General features: G+C 69.0%; 13 protein-coding genes. 7 read left to right on the top strand and 6 right to left on the bottom strand.

Features of this window, described 5'->3' with window-relative positions; genetic code table 11:
* Positions 1-83: 83 nt before the first annotated feature.
* Both ACF8ML_RS23970 and ACF8ML_RS23965 read right to left on the bottom strand, forming a co-directional pair.
* The gene (locus ACF8ML_RS23970; protein WP_392408168.1) at positions 84-3,377 is read right to left on the bottom strand and encodes a carboxyl transferase domain-containing protein; all 3,294 of its coding nucleotides are present in this window, start codon (positions 3,375-3,377) and stop codon (positions 84-86) included.
* 16 nt (positions 3,378-3,393) lie between these two features.
* A complete protein-coding gene (locus ACF8ML_RS23965; protein WP_267178254.1) occupies positions 3,394-4,989 on the bottom strand; it encodes an AMP-binding protein in 1,596 nt (531 codons plus the stop codon).
* A 159-nt stretch (positions 4,990-5,148) separates the two neighbouring features.
* Here ACF8ML_RS23965 and ACF8ML_RS23960 point away from each other — a divergent pair, with 159 nt between their 5' ends.
* Both ACF8ML_RS23960 and ACF8ML_RS23955 read left to right on the top strand, forming a co-directional pair.
* Complete coding sequence (locus tag ACF8ML_RS23960; RefSeq protein WP_013804427.1) at positions 5,149-5,871, top strand: TetR/AcrR family transcriptional regulator; 723 nt, start codon at positions 5,149-5,151, stop codon at positions 5,869-5,871.
* Between the two features lie 26 nt (positions 5,872-5,897).
* Positions 5,898-7,181, top strand: coding sequence for a branched-chain amino acid ABC transporter substrate-binding protein (locus ACF8ML_RS23955; RefSeq protein WP_016451988.1), 1,284 nt, complete (start codon positions 5,898-5,900; stop codon positions 7,179-7,181).
* A 38-nt stretch (positions 7,182-7,219) separates the two neighbouring features.
* On the opposite strand, the gene ACF8ML_RS23950 is transcribed toward ACF8ML_RS23955, so the two are convergent.
* Positions 7,220-7,945 (bottom strand): YggS family pyridoxal phosphate-dependent enzyme, encoded by a 726-nt coding sequence (locus tag ACF8ML_RS23950; RefSeq protein WP_310036333.1) that lies wholly within the window; start codon positions 7,943-7,945, stop codon positions 7,220-7,222.
* Positions 7,946-7,982: 37 nt separating this feature from the next.
* On the opposite strand from ACF8ML_RS23950, the gene ACF8ML_RS23945 reads away from it, so the two are divergent.
* The 4 genes from ACF8ML_RS23945 to ACF8ML_RS23930 all read left to right on the top strand — a co-directional run bounded on the left by ACF8ML_RS23945 (position 7,983) and on the right by ACF8ML_RS23930 (position 11,968).
* On the top strand, positions 7,983-9,026 hold the full coding sequence (locus ACF8ML_RS23945) for a type IV pilus twitching motility protein PilT (RefSeq protein ID WP_016450723.1): 1,044 nt from the start codon (positions 7,983-7,985) through the stop codon (positions 9,024-9,026).
* Between the two features lie 31 nt (positions 9,027-9,057).
* Positions 9,058-9,690, top strand: coding sequence for a cyclic nucleotide-binding domain-containing protein (locus ACF8ML_RS23940; protein WP_017406039.1), 633 nt, complete (start codon positions 9,058-9,060; stop codon positions 9,688-9,690).
* Positions 9,691-9,819: 129 nt separating this feature from the next.
* Positions 9,820-10,956 carry a PilT/PilU family type 4a pilus ATPase gene (locus ACF8ML_RS23935; protein WP_016450725.1) on the top strand — a complete coding sequence of 379 codons (1,137 nt, stop codon included), beginning with the start codon at positions 9,820-9,822 and terminating at the stop codon, positions 10,954-10,956.
* Positions 10,957-11,056: 100 nt separating this feature from the next.
* Positions 11,057-11,968 (top strand): NAD(P)-dependent oxidoreductase, encoded by a 912-nt coding sequence (locus ACF8ML_RS23930; RefSeq protein WP_016450726.1) that lies wholly within the window; start codon positions 11,057-11,059, stop codon positions 11,966-11,968.
* Positions 11,969-12,182: 214 nt separating this feature from the next.
* Here ACF8ML_RS23930 and ACF8ML_RS23925 read toward each other — a convergent pair whose 3' ends face one another.
* The 3 genes from ACF8ML_RS23925 to ACF8ML_RS23915 all read right to left on the bottom strand — a co-directional run bounded on the left by ACF8ML_RS23925 (position 12,183) and on the right by ACF8ML_RS23915 (position 14,009).
* Positions 12,183-12,914 (bottom strand): BON domain-containing protein, encoded by a 732-nt coding sequence (locus ACF8ML_RS23925; RefSeq protein ID WP_016451991.1) that lies wholly within the window; start codon positions 12,912-12,914, stop codon positions 12,183-12,185.
* Positions 12,911-13,519, bottom strand: a complete 609-nt coding sequence (locus ACF8ML_RS23920; protein WP_016451992.1) for an SIS domain-containing protein — start codon at positions 13,517-13,519, stop codon at positions 12,911-12,913. The genes ACF8ML_RS23925 and ACF8ML_RS23920 overlap by 4 nt, the downstream gene beginning before the upstream one ends.
* A 73-nt stretch (positions 13,520-13,592) precedes the next feature.
* Positions 13,593-14,009, bottom strand: coding sequence for a YraN family protein (locus tag ACF8ML_RS23915; protein WP_017406037.1), 417 nt, complete (start codon positions 14,007-14,009; stop codon positions 13,593-13,595).
* Between ACF8ML_RS23915 and rsmI the strand changes: the two genes are divergently transcribed.
* Complete coding sequence (gene rsmI, locus ACF8ML_RS23910) at positions 14,009-14,950, top strand: 16S rRNA (cytidine(1402)-2'-O)-methyltransferase (protein ID WP_012202992.1); 942 nt, start codon at positions 14,009-14,011, stop codon at positions 14,948-14,950. The two genes, ACF8ML_RS23915 and rsmI, sit on opposite strands and share 1 nt — an antisense overlap.
* Positions 14,951-15,110: the final 160 nt, after the last annotated feature.

Below are 15,110 nucleotides of genomic sequence, written 5' to 3'. Positions count from 1 at the left end.
GCGGGGCCCGCTTGAGCGGGCCCGCCATCGTGTTCGTCGAAAAGAGGATCAGCTTAGCACGCCGCCTGCAGCGTTTTCAGGGCCTACCAGGTGTCCACGAAGCCCGCCTGGGCGGGTGCCACGCGCGCCCCCGCCAGGCCGCGCGACAGCCAGGCGCGCGTGTCGGCGGGGTCGATGACGGCGTCGATCTCCAGCGTGCCGGCCATGTGCATGGCCTCGCCGTGGGCGTACTGCTGGGCCAGCAGCCGGTCGAACAGAGCGTTGCGTTCGGCGCCCTCGGGCAGGGCCTGCAGTTCCTTGCGAAAGCCCAGGCGCACGGCGCCTTCCAGACCCATGGCGCCGAACTCGCCCGTGGGCCAGGCCACGTTGAACACCGGCGCATGGAAGCTGCCTGCCGTCATGCCCATGGCCCCCAGGCCGTAGCCCTTGCGCAGCACCACGCTGAAATACGGCACGCGCAGCTTGGCCGCCGTGACGAACAGGCGGCTGACATGGCGCACCTGGGCGGTCTTCTCGATCTCGGGGCCGACCATGAAGCCCGGCGTGTCCACCAGGCTCACGATGGGCAGGCCATGGGCGTTGCACAGCTGCATGAAGCGCGCGGCCTTGTCGGCCGCATCGGCGTCGATGGCGCCGCCCAGGTGGGAGGGGTTGTTGGCCATCAGCCCCACGGGCCGGCCTTCGATGCGCGCCAGCGCCGTGTGGATGCCTGCGCCAAATCCCGTGCGCAGCAGCAGCAGGCTGCCTTCGTCCACCAGATGCGCCATGGCCGCACGCGTGTCATAGGCACGCAGCCGGTTCTCGGGCACCACATGGCGCAGGGCGCGCGTGTCGGGCGCGGTCCACTCCGTGGTGCGGCCCTGGAAGAAGGACAGGTAGTGGCGCGCGGCGGCCACGGCCTGGGCCTCGTCCTCGACCAGCACGTCGATCACGCCATTGGCATGCTGGATGCCGCTGGGTCCTATCTCTTCAGGGCGGAACACGCCCAGGCCACCGCCCTCGATCATGGCTGGCCCGCCCATGCCGATGGTGCTGGCGCGCGTGGCGATGATGACGTCGCTGCAGCCCAGCAGGGCTGCATTGCCCGCAAAGCAGCGGCCGTGTGCAATGCCGATCACCGGCACCTGGCCCGACAGTGCCGCATAGGCCGCGAAGGTGTGCACATGCAGGCCGGCGACCACGGGCGTGTCGGTATCGCCGGGCCGCCCGCCGCCGCCTTCGGCGAACAGCACCACGGGCAGCTTCTGCGCCAGCGCAATGCCCAGCATGCGGTCGGTCTTGGCATGGTTGCGCGCGCCCTGGGTGCCGGCCAGCACGGTGGCGTCATAGGCCATGACGACGGCGCGCGAGCGCTCCTGGCCGAACTGCGCGCCGTTGATGGAGCCCATGCCCGTGACCATGCCGTCGGCCGGCGTGTTGGCGATCAGGTCGTCCATGCTGCGTCGGCGCGTCTGCGCGGCAATGGCCAGCGCGCCGTACTCGATGAAGCTGCCCTCATCGCAAAGATCGGCGATGTTCTCGCGCGCGCTGCGGCCGCCCTGGGCATGGCGTTTGGCCATGGCCTCGGGCCGGGCGGTGTCCAGCGTGAAGGCATGGCGGTCGATGACGCGGCGCAGGTCGGCGCGGATGTGGTCCGGGTCCTGGGCGATCTGCTGCGCGCGTGCGTCGGCCCGCACGCCTTCGGCGGCGGCCAGCACCAGCAGGGGCTGGTCCTGGGCCACATAGGCACCGGCCTGGGCCAGCCGTTGGGTGATGGTGCCGGCCTGCGGCGCCAGCAGCACATGCTCCATCTTCATGGCTTCGAGCACGCCCAGTTCGGTGCCTGCGGCTACGACATCGCCCACGGCCACGCTCCACTGCACGATGCGCGCGGGCATGGGGGCCGTGATGGCGCCTTCGGGGACGGGCGCGCCAGCAGCCTCGTCCGCCACCGGAACATCGGCGGCCACAGCCGTGCGTTGCGCGCCTTCGGCCAGCGCCTGGGCGTCCGCCACCAATTCTGGAAGGGCCTCTTCAAGCCAGCGTGTGTGCACGGCCTGCGACGCCATCTCGGGCCGGCCGGCCAGCGCCTGCAGCAGCGGCAGGTTGGTGGCCAGCCCGTCGATGTGGCATTCGTCCAGCGCGCGGCGTGCGCGGCGCAGCACGTCTTCGAAGCGCGGCCCGCTGCTGTGCACGATGAGCTTGGCCAGCAGCGTGTCGTAGTGCGGCGAGGGGCTGGCGCCCGCCACCGCATGCGTGTCGATGCGGATGCCGGGGCCGGCCGGCCACTGCAATGCGCCTATGCGTCCGCTGCCGGGGCGCGAATGGCCTGCGGCATCCAGCGTCTCGGCATTGATGCGCCACTGCATGGCATAGCCGCGCGGCGCGGGGGGTGTCCTGGCATCCAGGCCCAGCTCGCCCAGGTGATCGCCCGCCGCAATGCGGATCTGGGCCTGCACCAGGTCGATGCCGAAGACTTCCTCGGTGATGGTGTGCTCGACCTGCAGGCGCGGGTTGGCCTCAATGAACACATAGGGCAGGGAGTCGGAGGCGGCATCGACCAGGAATTCGAAGGTGCCCAGGCTCTCGTAGCCGATCTCGGCGGCCATGCGCAGCGCGTCGCGCGTGATGCGCTCGCGCAGCGGCTGCGCCAGGCTGGGGCTGGGCGCGATCTCGACCAGCTTCTGGAAGCGCCGCTGCAGCGTGCATTCGCGCTCGCCCAGCGCGATGGGGCCTGCGCCGCCGTCGCCCAGGATCTGTACCTCGATATGGCGTGCGCCCGTCATCAGACGCTCCACATAGACACCGTCCACGCCGAAGGCGGCGCGCGCCTCGCTGCGGCAGCGCTCGTAGGCAGCGGGCAGGTCCTCGGCACGCGCCACGGCGCGCATGCCGCGCCCGCCGCCGCCGCCGATGGCCTTGACCATGATGCCGCTGGCGCCCCCGGCCTGCTGCGCCTCGAAGAAGGCCTGGGCCTGTTCCAGCGTGACGGCCTCGCTGCTGCCCGGCATCAGCGGCACGCCGCAGCGGCGCGCCAGATCGCGTGCGCGGGCCTTGTCGCCCAGCAGCGCCAGGTGCTCCGGCGCGGGGCCGATGAAGCGCAGGCCCGCATCGGCACAGGCCTGGGCAAAGCCGGCGTTCTCGCTGAGAAAGCCGTAGCCCGGATGGATGCCGTCGCAGCCGTGCTCGCGCGCAATGCGCAGCAGGTGGGCGCCGTCCAGGTAGGCCGAGGGGCCGCTGGCGTCCAGGGGTACGGCTGCATCGGCAGCGGATACATGGGGCGCCTGCGCATCGTCTGCGGCATGGACGGCCAGGCTGGGCACACCCAGCTCGCGCAGCGCGCGCACGATGCGCAGCGCGATCTCGCCGCGGTTGGCTATCAGGATCTTCTGGAACATGGGACTTCGGTCTTTCTCATTGATCGCGCAGCAAGCGACGCAGCACCTTGCCTGCGCCGGTGGCAGGCAACGCCTCGATGAAACGCACCTCGCGCGGCGCCTTGTAGCTGGCCATGTTCTCGCGCGACCACTGCACCAGGTCCTCGGCCGCGATCTGCTGGCCCGGCCGCGTGACGATGAAGGCGCGCACGACCTCGCCCTTTTGCGGGTCGGGCACACCGATCACGGCGGCCTGGGCCACGGCCGGATGCTTGATGAGGATGGCCTCCACCTCCTCGGGGAAGACGCTGTAGCCCGAGACCTTGATCATTTCCTTGAAGCGGCCGATGAAGGTCAGGTAGCCCTCGGCGTCCAAGCGGCCCATGTCGCCCGTGTGGACCCAGCCGTTCTTCAGGGTCCTGGCCGTGGCCTCGGGCTTGTTCCAGTAGCCCTTGAAGTTGCCGGGGCCGCGGATGGTGATCTCGCCCACTTCGCCGGCCGGCAGCGGCTCGCCGGTCTCGGGGTCGATGATGCGCACCTCGTTGCCGGGCAGCGGCTTGCCGTGCGTGCCCCAGCGGATGGCATCGCCCGGCATGGTGGTGTCCATGGTGTGGGTCTCGCTCAGACCATAGGCCGCCTCGCTGGAGATGCAGTTCGGGGTGAAGCGCCTCCACTGCCGCGCCAGCTCCTCGGTGTAGGCAATGCCGAAGCTGGTCACCGTGTTGCGGCGCAGCGCGGAAAAGTCCATGGCCTCCACGCCCGGCAGCTGCATCACGGCCACGTTCATGGGCGCGATGCTGTACCACCAGGTCACGCGGTAGCGCTCCAGCGCCTGGGCCACGGCCAGCGGGTCGAAGCGGTGCAGCAGCACGCAGGTGGCGCCGCTGTGCACGGGCATGTTCACGCCCATGGACATGCCGGCAATGTGATAGAGCGGCGCCACGGCCAGCAGCATGTCGCCGGCGTTCACGCCCGTGGCGCTGGAGGCGCCGGCCGTCTTGCTGGCCGCGTTGCCGTAGCTGAGCATGGCGCCCTTGGGCAGGCCCGTCGTGCCCGAGGTATAGGTCATCAGCGAGACATCGTCCATGGCGACATCGACGGGCACGGGCTTGGCGCCGCTGTGCATGACATCCCAGAACGATTCCACGCCCTCGGGCAGCGGCTGCACGGGGACCTGCAGTTCGGGCGGCAGCGCCAGCGTGGCCGATTCAGGAAGCCAGTCGCCATAGCGCACGGCCAGCACATGCCTGAGCGCCGTGCTGGCGCGCACCTTGTCCACCACGGGCAGCAGCACATCGGCCGCGACGATGACGCGGGCCTGGAGGTCATCGAGCTGGTACTGCAGCTCATGCTCCTTGTTCAGCGGCCCGCAGGGGCAGACGATGGCGCCGACCTTCTGGATGCCGTAGTGCGCCACGATGTACTGCGGGCAGTTGTTCATGAACAGCGCCACGGGCTCGCCCCGGCCCACGCCCAGCGCCTGCAGCCGCGCGGCAAAGGCGTCGCTGGCCGCATCCATCTCGGCCCAGCTGATGTGGCGGCCATACCAGATGTAGGCGTCGCGGCCGGGGTGGTTGCGCGCATTGCGGCGCAGGGCCTCATGCAGGGGAATGAGGGTCTCGGAATCCGCCATGCTTGTCTCCTGGGTGTCTGGCCACCCCGGAACCAGTCCTAAGGGATAGCCTTGATCTGATTTTTGGATCGGCGTCTTGCCAATATATACCCGCTGGTAGAACATTGCTACCCACCGGTATAACCATCGCAGCCACCGACGCGACACGAGATTTCCCGCATGCCCAAGCCCCCTGTCACCCCGCGCGGCCGCCAGCGCCTTCCCACGGCCGGCTCCGATGAAAAGCGCGAACGCATCCTCAAGGCGGCCGAGGCCCTGTTCGACCGCAACGGCTACGCCAACACCACGATGGAGCAGATCGTCCAGGCCCTGGGCGTGACCAAGCCCTTCGTCTACTACTACTTCCGCAACAAGCAGGAGATCTTCGAGACCCTGTGCTGGGCACCCACCGAGGCCTGCTTCACTGTGCTGGACTTCGCGGCCGACGATGCGCGCGCCGCGCACGAGAAGGCCGTGGACGGCCTGCAGCGCCTGATCGCGGCCACCATTGCCCACTATCCGGCGGCCTTCTTTCCCTACCGCGAGCCCCAGGCCTTCAGTCCGGCGTACATGAAGGCCTCGCGCACGCTGGCGCGCCAGTTCTACCGCCAGTTCTGCGCGCTGCTCGAAGAAGGCCGCGCCAGCGGCCACCTGGACTTTCGCGAGACACGCATCACCGCCCAGGCCGCCTGCAGCCTGCCGGGCTTTCTCTACAACTGGTACCGCCCCGGCGGCCGCCTGGGCACGGCCGAGATGGTGGCCGAGCTGACCGAGCTGGCCAGCCGCGTGCTGGGCCTGCGCACGGCGCCAGCCACCGCGCCCGAAGCCATTGCCGCATCCCCCGCGAAAAAGACGCCTGCACGGCGCAGCCGGCCCCGGGCCGAGCCGCCCGGCAAGGACTGACGACCATTCCTTCGAGGAGACAAGACATGCCGATCCGCCGCCATTGCATCCGACGATATTCCCAGCCATCCATGGCACTCGCCGCCGCCCTGCTGTGCAGCACGGCCGCCCACGCCCAGGGAACCGACAGCTTCAAGATCGCCTTCATCGACCCGCTGTCCGGCCCCTTCGTCAGCACGGGCGAGCTGATGCGGGACCACGTGCAGTACGCGGTCGAGGACGTGAACGCCAAGGGCGGTCTGTTCAACGGGGCGAAGCTGCAGCTGCTGCAGTTCGACAGCAAGCTCTCGGCCCAGGAAAGCCAGGCCGCGCTGCAGGCGGCCCTAGACCAGGGCGCGCGCGTGGTGGTGACCGGGGGATCGGGCTCGTCGGTGGTGGCAGCCCTGGTGCAGGCGGCCTCGCGCCACAACCAGCGCAATCCGGGCAAGGAGGTGCTGGTGCTCAACCACTCCTCCATCGACCCCGAGCTGACGGGCAAGGCCTGCAGCTTCTGGCATTTCATGTTCGATGCCAACACCGCCATGCGCATGCAGGCGATTGCCAGCTACATCAAGACCCAGCCCGGCATCCGCAAGGTCTACCTGCTCAACCAGGACTACGCCCACGGCAAGCAGTGGGCGGCCTACGGGCGCCAGATGGTGAGCGCGGCCCGGCCCGACATCCAGTTCACGGGCGAGATGCTGCACCCCATAGGCCGCGTCAAGGACTTCGCTCCCTACGTGGCCAAGATCAAGGAAACGGGTGCGGACTCGGTGATCACGGGCAACTGGGGGCAGGACCTGACCCTGCTGCTCAAGTCAGCGGCCGACTCGGGCTATGACCTGCGCTACTTCAACCACAGCGCCGGCGGCATGCCGGGCACGGTGACATCCTTCGCCCAGACCCGCATCGGCCAGCTGACCTGGGTGGCCGAATGGCACCCAGGCCAGGCCGGCCGCCCGCTGGCCGACGCCCGCGCCCAGGAATACAAGGCCCGCATGGGCAAGGACTTCCTGGCCCCGCGCATGGACCTGGTGCCGCGCATGCTGGCTGCCGCCATGGCCAAGGCACAGTCCACCGAACCTGTGAAGATCGCGCTGGCCCTGGAGGACCTGCAGATGGACACCGTGGTCGGCCCCGTGCGCATGCGCGGCAAGGACCACCAGCTGCTGCTGCCCCAGGTGGTCAACACCATCGCGCCCGTGGATGGCAAGCTGGTCAAGACCGGCTGGGAAGGCACGAACTACGGCTTTCGCACCGACGCCGTCTACACGCCCGAGCAGGTGGAGCTGCCCACGGACTGCCAGATGAAGCGGCCAGGCGGGCGCTGAGGCGGCCTGCCCCGCCAGCCAAGCCAGCTACGCCCCGCTCAATGCGGGGCGTAGTTTCGTTGGCCGAAGATGCCGCTGCCCACGCGCACCATGGTCGATCCGGCGGCCACGGCCGCTTCCAGGTCGCCCGTCATCCCCATGGACACCGTGTCGAAGCGCTCCAGCCCCGGCAGGCCGCTGCCGCGGATCTGCGTGAACACGGCCGTGGCGCGGGCATGCACCTCGCGCTGGGCCTCGAAGCCCGGCACATCGTCGGGAATGCTCATCACGCCGCGCAGCACCAGGCGCGGCAGCTGCACGATGGCGGCGGCCAGCTCCAGCGCCTGCTGAGGCGCCACGCCGGCCTTGGTCTCACCGCCATCCACGTTCAGCTGGATGCAGACCTGCAGCGGCGCCAGGCCTTCGGGGCGCTGGGCCGACAGGCGTTCGGCGATCTTCAGGCGGTCCACGGTCTGGGCCCAATCGAAATGCTCGGCCACCAGGCGCGTCTTGTTGCTCTGGATGGGGCCTATGCAATGCCATTGCAGGGCCTCGCCGCCCGGCAGGCCCATGGCGCGCACGGCGGCGATCTTGTCCACGCCTTCCTGGATGTAGTTCTCGCCAAAGCTGCGCTCGCCGGCCAGCACGGCCTGGCGCACGGCGTCGGCGCCGAAGGTCTTGGAGACGGACAGCAACTGCACCGAGCCGGCCGCCCGGCCCGCCTGCGCGCAGGCCGAGGCAATCCGTTCGTGAATCTGTTGAAGCTTGTTTTCAATCGTCGTCATAATTGCCGCCAGCGTACCAAACGAGGGAGCGAACTCCGTGGACATCACCCAATTGCTGGCTTTCAGCGTCAAGAACAAGGCCTCCGACCTGCACCTGTCCGCGGGGCTTCCGCCGATGATCCGCGTGCACGGCGATGTGCGCCGCATCAATGTCGATCCGCTGGACCACAAGACGGTCCACGCCATGGTCTACGACATCATGAGCGACTCCCAGCGCAAGGCCTACGAGGAGTTCCTGGAGGTGGACTTCTCGTTCGAGATCGAGGGGCTGGCGCGCTTTCGTGTCAACGCCTTCAACCAGTACCGGGGCGCGGCCGCCGTCTTCCGTACCATTCCCAGCAAGATCCTGACGCTGGAGCAGCTCAACGCGCCGCGCATCTTCGCCGACCTGGCCCTGAAGCCGCGCGGCCTGGTGCTGGTGACCGGCCCCACGGGCTCGGGCAAGTCCACCACGCTGGCCGGCATGGTCAACCACCTCAACGAGACCGAGTACGGCCACATCCTGACGGTGGAGGACCCCATCGAATTCGTGCACGACTCCAAGAAGTGCCTGATCAACCAGCGCGAGGTCGGGCCGATGACGCAGTCGTTCTCGGCCGCCCTGCGCTCGGCGCTGCGCGAGGACCCGGACGCCATCCTGGTGGGCGAAATGCGTGACCTCGAAACCATCCGCCTGGCCATGACCGCGGCCGAGACGGGCCACCTGGTCTTCGGCACCCTGCACACCTCCAGCGCCGCCAAGACCATCGACCGCATCATCGACGTCTTCCCGGCCGAGGAAAAGGAGATGGTGCGCGCCATGCTTTCCGAATCGCTGCAGGCCGTGATCTCACAGACGCTGTGCAAGACCAAGGACGGCCAGGGCCGCATCGCGGCCCACGAGATCATGCTGGGCACCAGCGCCATCCGCAACCTGATCCGCGAGGCCAAGGTGGCCCAGATGTACTCCACCATCCAGACGAGTCAGAATGTGGGCATGCAGACGCTGGACCAGAACCTGACCGATCTGGTGCGGCGCAACCTGATCAGCCCGGCCGAAGCGCGCGCCAAGGCCAAGATACCGGACAACTTCCCGGGCTGACCGCCACCGGCCCAGCCTCTCGCCACGCGCCATGAAAAGCATTTTCCGCAAGCTGCGAAGCGGCCAGGACCCTTCGGCCCCGGCCTCCGAGTCGGCCTTCTTCACGACCACGCTGGCGGCGCATGGCTTCATGGACCCGCACACGCCTCCCGTTCCCTGGGAGGCGCGCGCCATCGAGGTGGGCGCCACGCGGCTGCCGCGCGGCAGCGTCACCCAGCTGGAGCAGCTGTGGTCGCGCGACCGCTACCTGGGCCAGCTGGATGCGGCCAGCCTGCAGCGGCTGAGCGAATACTTCATCTACGCGGCCGTGGCGCCGCAGCGCGACGTGATCCGCCAGGAGGAGAACGGCAGCTTCATGGCGGTGGTGCTGTCCGGCCAGATCGCCGTGGAGCGCCAGCAGCCCTGGGGCGAGCGCATGCGCCTGGCGCAGACACGGCCCGGCGACATCCTCGGCGAGATGTCGCTGCTCGACGGCGGGCCGCGCTTTTCCAGCTGCACCACGCTGACCGACTGCGAGATCGGCGTGCTCAGCGCCGAGGCGCTGGACGAAATGATGGTCAAGGATGCCGCGCTGGCCGCCAAGCTGATGGCGCTGCTGGCGCGCAAGCTCTCGTTCCGGCTGCGTGCCATCAGCGTGCGCCTGGGCGAGGAGCAGCACACTTAGATGGCGAATGAGTCGGCGAATGAGTCGAATATGAGGACGCCTGGCCCATCCGGGCCGGACCGGACCACCTGCACATAACAAAACAACCTGCGCGCCACGACGGTGCGCAATGCCCGGGGGAATACGGCAATGGAAAGAGATCAGGCCACCAAGTTCATCAACGACCTGCTCAAGCTCATGGTCAGCCGCAACGGCAGCGACTTGTTCATCACGGCGGAATTCCCGCCGGCGATCAAGATCGACGGGCGCATCACCAAGGTGTCGCCGCAGCCGCTGTCGCCGGTGCACACGCTGACGCTGGCGCGCTCCGTCATGAGCGACAAGCAGATCGCCGATTTCGAGCGCACCAAGGAGTGCAACTTTGCCATCTCGCCGCCGGGCATCGGGCGCTTTCGCGTCAACGCCTTCATCCAGCAGGGCCGCGTGGGCATGGTGATGCGGACGATTCCGCTGGCCCTGCCCACCATCGACAGCCTGGGCGTGCCCCAGGTGCTCAAGGAAGTGACCATGACCAAGCGCGGCCTGTGCATCCTGGTCGGCGCCACGGGCTCGGGCAAGTCCACCACGCTGGCCGCCATGGTGGACTGGCGCAACGAGAATTCCTACGGCCACATCGTGACCATCGAGGACCCCATCGAATTCGTGCACCCGCACAAGAACTGCGTGGTCACGCAGCGCGAGGTGGGCCTGGACACGGACAGCTGGGAAGCAGCGCTCAAGAACTCCCTGCGCCAGGCACCGGACGTGATCCTCATGGGCGAAATCCGGGACCGCGAGACCATGGAGCACGCCATCGCCTTCTCGGAAACCGGCCACCTGTGCCTGGCCACGCTGCACGCCAACAGCGCCAACCAGGCGCTGGACCGCATCGTCAACTTCTTCCCCGAAGAGCGCCGCCCGCAACTGCTGATGGACCTGTCGCTGAACCTGCGCGCCATGGTCTCCCAGCGCCTGCTGCCCAAGCAAGACAGCAAGGGGCGCGTGGCCGCCATCGAGGTGATGCTCAACTCGCCGCTGATCTCCGACCTGATCTTCAAGGGCGAAGTCACCGAGATCAAGGAGATCATGAAGAAAAGCCGCAACCTGGGCATGCAGACCTTCGACCAGGCGCTGTTCGACCTGTTCGAGTCCAACCTCATCACCTACGAGGATGCCCTGCGCAATGCGGACTCGGTCAACGACCTGCGGCTGCAGATCAAGCTGGGCAGCCAGCGCGCCAAGTCGCTGGACCTGGCGGCGGGCACCGAGCATTTCGCCATCGTCTGAACGCGCCTTCAGCGCGCCGAGCCGGGACACCGGCTCCTTCCAGGGCCGCACACCGCGCGCCCCTGCGCCACCCGCTCCCACCACCTCTCAGGAATCCCCCATGTCCGACTCCTCCATCGCCGCCCGCAGCTATGCGGCCATCGCTCCCCTCTCCGTAGCCTTCCTGGGGCTGGGCGTCATGGGCTATCCCATGGCCGGCCACCTGGCCACGGCAGGCCACCGCGTCACGGTCTACAACCGCACGCAGGCCAAGGCCCGCGCCTGGTGCGAGGAGTTCAACGGCGGCCATGCGGCCACGCCGCGCGAGGCCGTGGCCGGCGCCGACATCGTGTTCAGCTGCGTGGGCAATGACGATGACCTGCGCTCGGTCGTGCTGGGGCCGGACGGCGCCTTCGCGGGCATGCGCCGCGGCGCCATCTTTGCCGACCACACGACGGCATCGGCCGAAGTGGCGCGCGAGCTGCATGCGGCCGGGCTGGAGCTGGGCCTGCAGTTCATCGACGCGCCCGTCTCGGGCGGCCAAGCAGGCGCCCAGAACGGCCAGCTCACCGTGATGTGCGGCGGTGACGAGGCCGCCTTCGCCACCATGCAGCCCGTGGCCATGGCCTTCTCGCGCGCCTGCACGCTGATGGGCGACAGCGGCGCCGGCCAGCTCACCAAGATGGTCAACCAGATCTGCATCGCAGGCCTGGTCCAGGGCCTGTCCGAGGCCATCGCCTTCGGCCAGCACGCGGGCCTGGACATTCCCGCCGTGCTCGACGTCATCGGCAAGGGCGCAGCCCAGAGCTGGCAGATGGACAATCGCGGCCGCACCATGGCCGAAGGCAAGTTCGACTTCGGCTTTGCCGTGGACTGGATGCGCAAGGACCTGGGCCTGGTGCTGGCCGAGGCCCAGCGCAACGGCGCCCGCCTGCCCGTCACGGCCCTGGTGGACCAGTTCTATGCCGATGTGCAGCAGATGGGGGGCAGGCGCTGGGATACCTCCAGCCTCATCAAGAGGCTCACCCCCTGAGCGGCTTACGCCGCTTCCCCCTCGTTGCACGGCGCCTCTCTACTTGCTTCGCAAGGGAGGGGGACGACACCATCGCTGCGGGGCGGCCCTTGCTTGGTGTCCCTGGCTTTAGGCCCTGCCAGATTCAAGTGCTATGCCCTGAGGAACGAGATCTTCCTATGTCCAAAACAAAAAGCCGGAACATGTTCCGGCTTTTGCTTTCAGGCGGCGGTGATCACTTCACCGGGGTGGCGGTGGCGCCTGCGGGGGTGGACAGGCTGCTTTCCGAGAGGCTGGTGGGAGCGCTGGCTGCGGCGGCCTTGCCGGAGTCGTCGGTGACCACGGGGGCGGACTGCGGCTGCATGCGGGCCAGTTCGTCCTCGGAGATGACTTCCACCACGCGCACGACCTTGGTCACGTCGTTGATGCCGCGGGCGATCTCGGCGCCGCGCTTGGCTTCGCGCGGGGTGACGATGCCCATCAGGAAGACGACCTTGTTCTCGGTCACGACCTTGAAGGCCGAGGCCTGGATGTCCTTGGCGTCCAGCAGGCTGGCCTTGACCTGGGTGGTGATCAGGGTGTCCTTGGAGCGCTGGCTCAGCGTGGAGGTGAAGGGCGCCACCACCACTTCGTTGAAGACATTGCGCACCGTGGGCTGCTCGCGCACGAGCTTCTCGATGGTCTGGCGGTCGGCCTCGTTGCCGGCCTCGCCGGTCAGCAGCACCTGGCGGTTGTAGCTGGTGACGTTGACATGGGCCTTGTCGCCCAGCACTTCGGAGATGCGGTTGTTGGCGCGCAGCTCGATGCCCTGGTCTTCCACCTGGGTGCCGGTGGTGCGGCGGTCCGCCACCGACATGCCGGCCATCACGGCGCTGCCGCCCACCAGGGCGACGCAGCCCGACAGGGCGGCGCCCAGGGACGCAACGGCGAGCACACCGCAGGCGGCGCGGGACCAACGGAACTTCATAGAGGCATCTCCTGTTCACCAAGTAACTGGGCATCCACGCCGTCGCACAGGCAGTGCAGCACCAGCGTATGGGTTTCGCGCACGCGCGCCGCACGGTCATGCGGCACGCAGATCAGAACATCGGTCTCGCGCACGCGGCCGGCCAGGGAGCCGCCCGTGCGGCCGGTCAGCACCACGGCCATCATGTCGCGCTCATGGGCGGCATCCAGGGCCTCCAGCACGGCCACGTCGTTGCCCGTGGCGGACAGCACCAGCAGCAGGTCGCCGGGCTGGCCCAGGGCGCGTATCTGGCGCGCCAGGTACTGGGTGGCGTTGCCACCCGAGCCCGTGGCGCCCACGGTGCCCAGCAGGCCGCCGTCGGACACCAGGGCCACGGCGGCCAGCTCGGGCCGGTCGCGCTCGAAACCGGCCACGCACAGGGCGGCGAAGAGCTGGGCGTCGCTGGCCGAGGCGCCAGCGCCGCAGGCCAGGACCTTGCCGCCGCTGGTCACGCAGGCCAGCATGGCCTGTACCGCTGACGCAATGGGCTGGCTCAGCGCCTGGGCGGCCTGGTATTTCAGGTCGGCGCTGTCGATGAAATGCTGTTGGATACGTTGCTCAAGCATGGAGGCCCGATGATAACTGCCGCCCCTGAAGTCTTTCGTAGCCAGGCGTTATTTGTGCTGCAGCGGTAACGGATCAGGCGCCTTCGGCATCAAAGGCGGCCTGCAGCCACTGCACGGCAGGCCCGGCGCCAGGCTCGACCAGCACCACGTCGAAGCGGCACGGCGGCGGCGCGGTCCATCGCATCAGGTAGTGGCGCGCGGCAAACACGATGCGCCGCTGCTTGGTGGCGCCTATGCTGGCGCCGGCACCGCCGAAGGCGCGCGTGCCGCGGCTGCGCACCTCGACGAAGACCACGGTGCCGTCGCGCGCCTGCACGATGAGGTCGATCTCGCCGCCGCCGCGCCCCGGCGTCCGATAATTGCGCTCGACCAGACGCAGGCCGGCCGCCTGCAGATGGGCCAGCGCCGCATCCTCGGCCTGCTGGCCCCGGTGCCGGGTCGTGAGGGCAGACGGCCCCGCGCCTGCCGGCTTTTTCGCAAGGAAACCCATTGACTACCTCTTTCGCCACCGCGCTGGGCGCAGCCAAGGATGCTGCGGCATCCCAGCATTATCCGCAGGGCGCCCTCTACGTGGTGGCCACTCCCATCGGCAACCTGGCCGACATCAGCCTGCGCGCCCTGCATGTGCTGCAGCTGGTGGACTGCGTGGCCTGCGAGGACACGCGCCACACCCAGGGCCTGCTGCGCTCCTATGGACTGGACCGGCCCGGCAGCCAGCTGCTGGCCGTGCACCAGCACAACGAGGCCGAGGCGGCCCAGCAGATCGTGGCGCGGCTGCAGCAGGGCCAGCGCATCGCCTATGTCAGCGATGCGGGCACGCCCGGCGTCAGCGACCCCGGCGCACGCCTGTGCGCAGCCGTGCAGGCCGCGGGCCTGCGCTGCATTCCGCTGCCCGGCGCCAGCAGCATCACGGCCGCCATCAGCGTGGCCGGCGCGGTCACGCCTTCGCAGGGCGAGGGAGGTTTCGTCTTCGCAGGCTTTCTGCCCACCAAGTCGGCCGAGCGCCTGGCTGCCGTGCAGCAACTGGCCCTGCAGCCGCGCTGCACCGTGCTGCTGGAGGCGCCGCACCGCATTGCCGACCTGGCCGCCGCCCTGGCCACGCTTGGCGAGCGCCCGGTGACGCTGGCGCGCGAGATCACCAAGCAGTTCGAGGACATTGCCACCATGCCCGCCAGCGCGCTGCCGGCCTGGCTGCAGGCCGTGCCCCAGCGCAGCAAGGGCGAGTTCGCCGTGGTGCTGCACCCGGTGGCCCTGGGTGGCGATGAGGCCGACGCCGACGCCCTGCGCGTGCTGCGCCTGCTGCTGGCCGAGCTGCCCACCAAGACGGCCGTGCGCCTGGCCGCCGAGATCACGGGCGCACCGCGCAACCGCCTCTATGACGCCGCGCTGGCGATCAAGCAGGCCGCCGAGGAGGACCCGATAGAGGATTAAGCCCAAGGCGGCAGCACCACAGTGGCCTTCACCCTCAGGGACACCGAGCAAGGGCCTACGCCGGCCGCGCCGCCCCGCCGCGAGGGTGTCGCCGGTTGCCCGTACGTCCCCCGCGTAGCGAGAGGGGGCGCCGTGCAACGGGAAGCGGCGCAGCCGCTCA

The organism is Delftia sp. WSY_10 (assembly GCF_043104705.1).
Lineage (GTDB): Bacteria > Pseudomonadota > Gammaproteobacteria > Burkholderiales > Burkholderiaceae_C > Comamonas > Comamonas tsuruhatensis.
This window is presented reverse-complemented; position numbering and strand designations above follow the sequence as displayed.

What these genes read in the sequence shown, in the direction of transcription:
- ACF8ML_RS23935 (WP_016450725.1), top strand. Translation starts at nt 9,820, where the DNA reads ATGGAAAGAGATCAGGCCACCAAGTTCATCAACGACCTGCTCAAGCTC.
- ACF8ML_RS23940 (WP_017406039.1), top strand. Translation starts at nt 9,058, where the DNA reads ATGAAAAGCATTTTCCGCAAGCTGCGAAGCGGCCAGGACCCTTCGGCC.
- ACF8ML_RS23965 (WP_267178254.1), bottom strand. Translation starts at nt 4,989, where the DNA reads ATGGCGGATTCCGAGACCCTCATTCCCCTGCATGAGGCCCTGCGCCGC.
- ACF8ML_RS23930 (WP_016450726.1), top strand. Translation starts at nt 11,057, where the DNA reads ATGTCCGACTCCTCCATCGCCGCCCGCAGCTATGCGGCCATCGCTCCC.
- ACF8ML_RS23950 (WP_310036333.1), bottom strand. Translation starts at nt 7,945, where the DNA reads ATGACGACGATTGAAAACAAGCTTCAACAGATTCACGAACGGATTGCC.
- ACF8ML_RS23955 (WP_016451988.1), top strand. Translation starts at nt 5,898, where the DNA reads ATGCCGATCCGCCGCCATTGCATCCGACGATATTCCCAGCCATCCATG.
- ACF8ML_RS23960 (WP_013804427.1), top strand. Translation starts at nt 5,149, where the DNA reads ATGCCCAAGCCCCCTGTCACCCCGCGCGGCCGCCAGCGCCTTCCCACG.
- ACF8ML_RS23970 (WP_392408168.1), bottom strand. Translation starts at nt 3,377, where the DNA reads ATGTTCCAGAAGATCCTGATAGCCAACCGCGGCGAGATCGCGCTGCGC.
- ACF8ML_RS23920 (WP_016451992.1), bottom strand. Translation starts at nt 13,519, where the DNA reads ATGCTTGAGCAACGTATCCAACAGCATTTCATCGACAGCGCCGACCTG.
- ACF8ML_RS23925 (WP_016451991.1), bottom strand. Translation starts at nt 12,914, where the DNA reads ATGAAGTTCCGTTGGTCCCGCGCCGCCTGCGGTGTGCTCGCCGTTGCG.
- ACF8ML_RS23915 (WP_017406037.1), bottom strand. Translation starts at nt 14,009, where the DNA reads ATGGGTTTCCTTGCGAAAAAGCCGGCAGGCGCGGGGCCGTCTGCCCTC.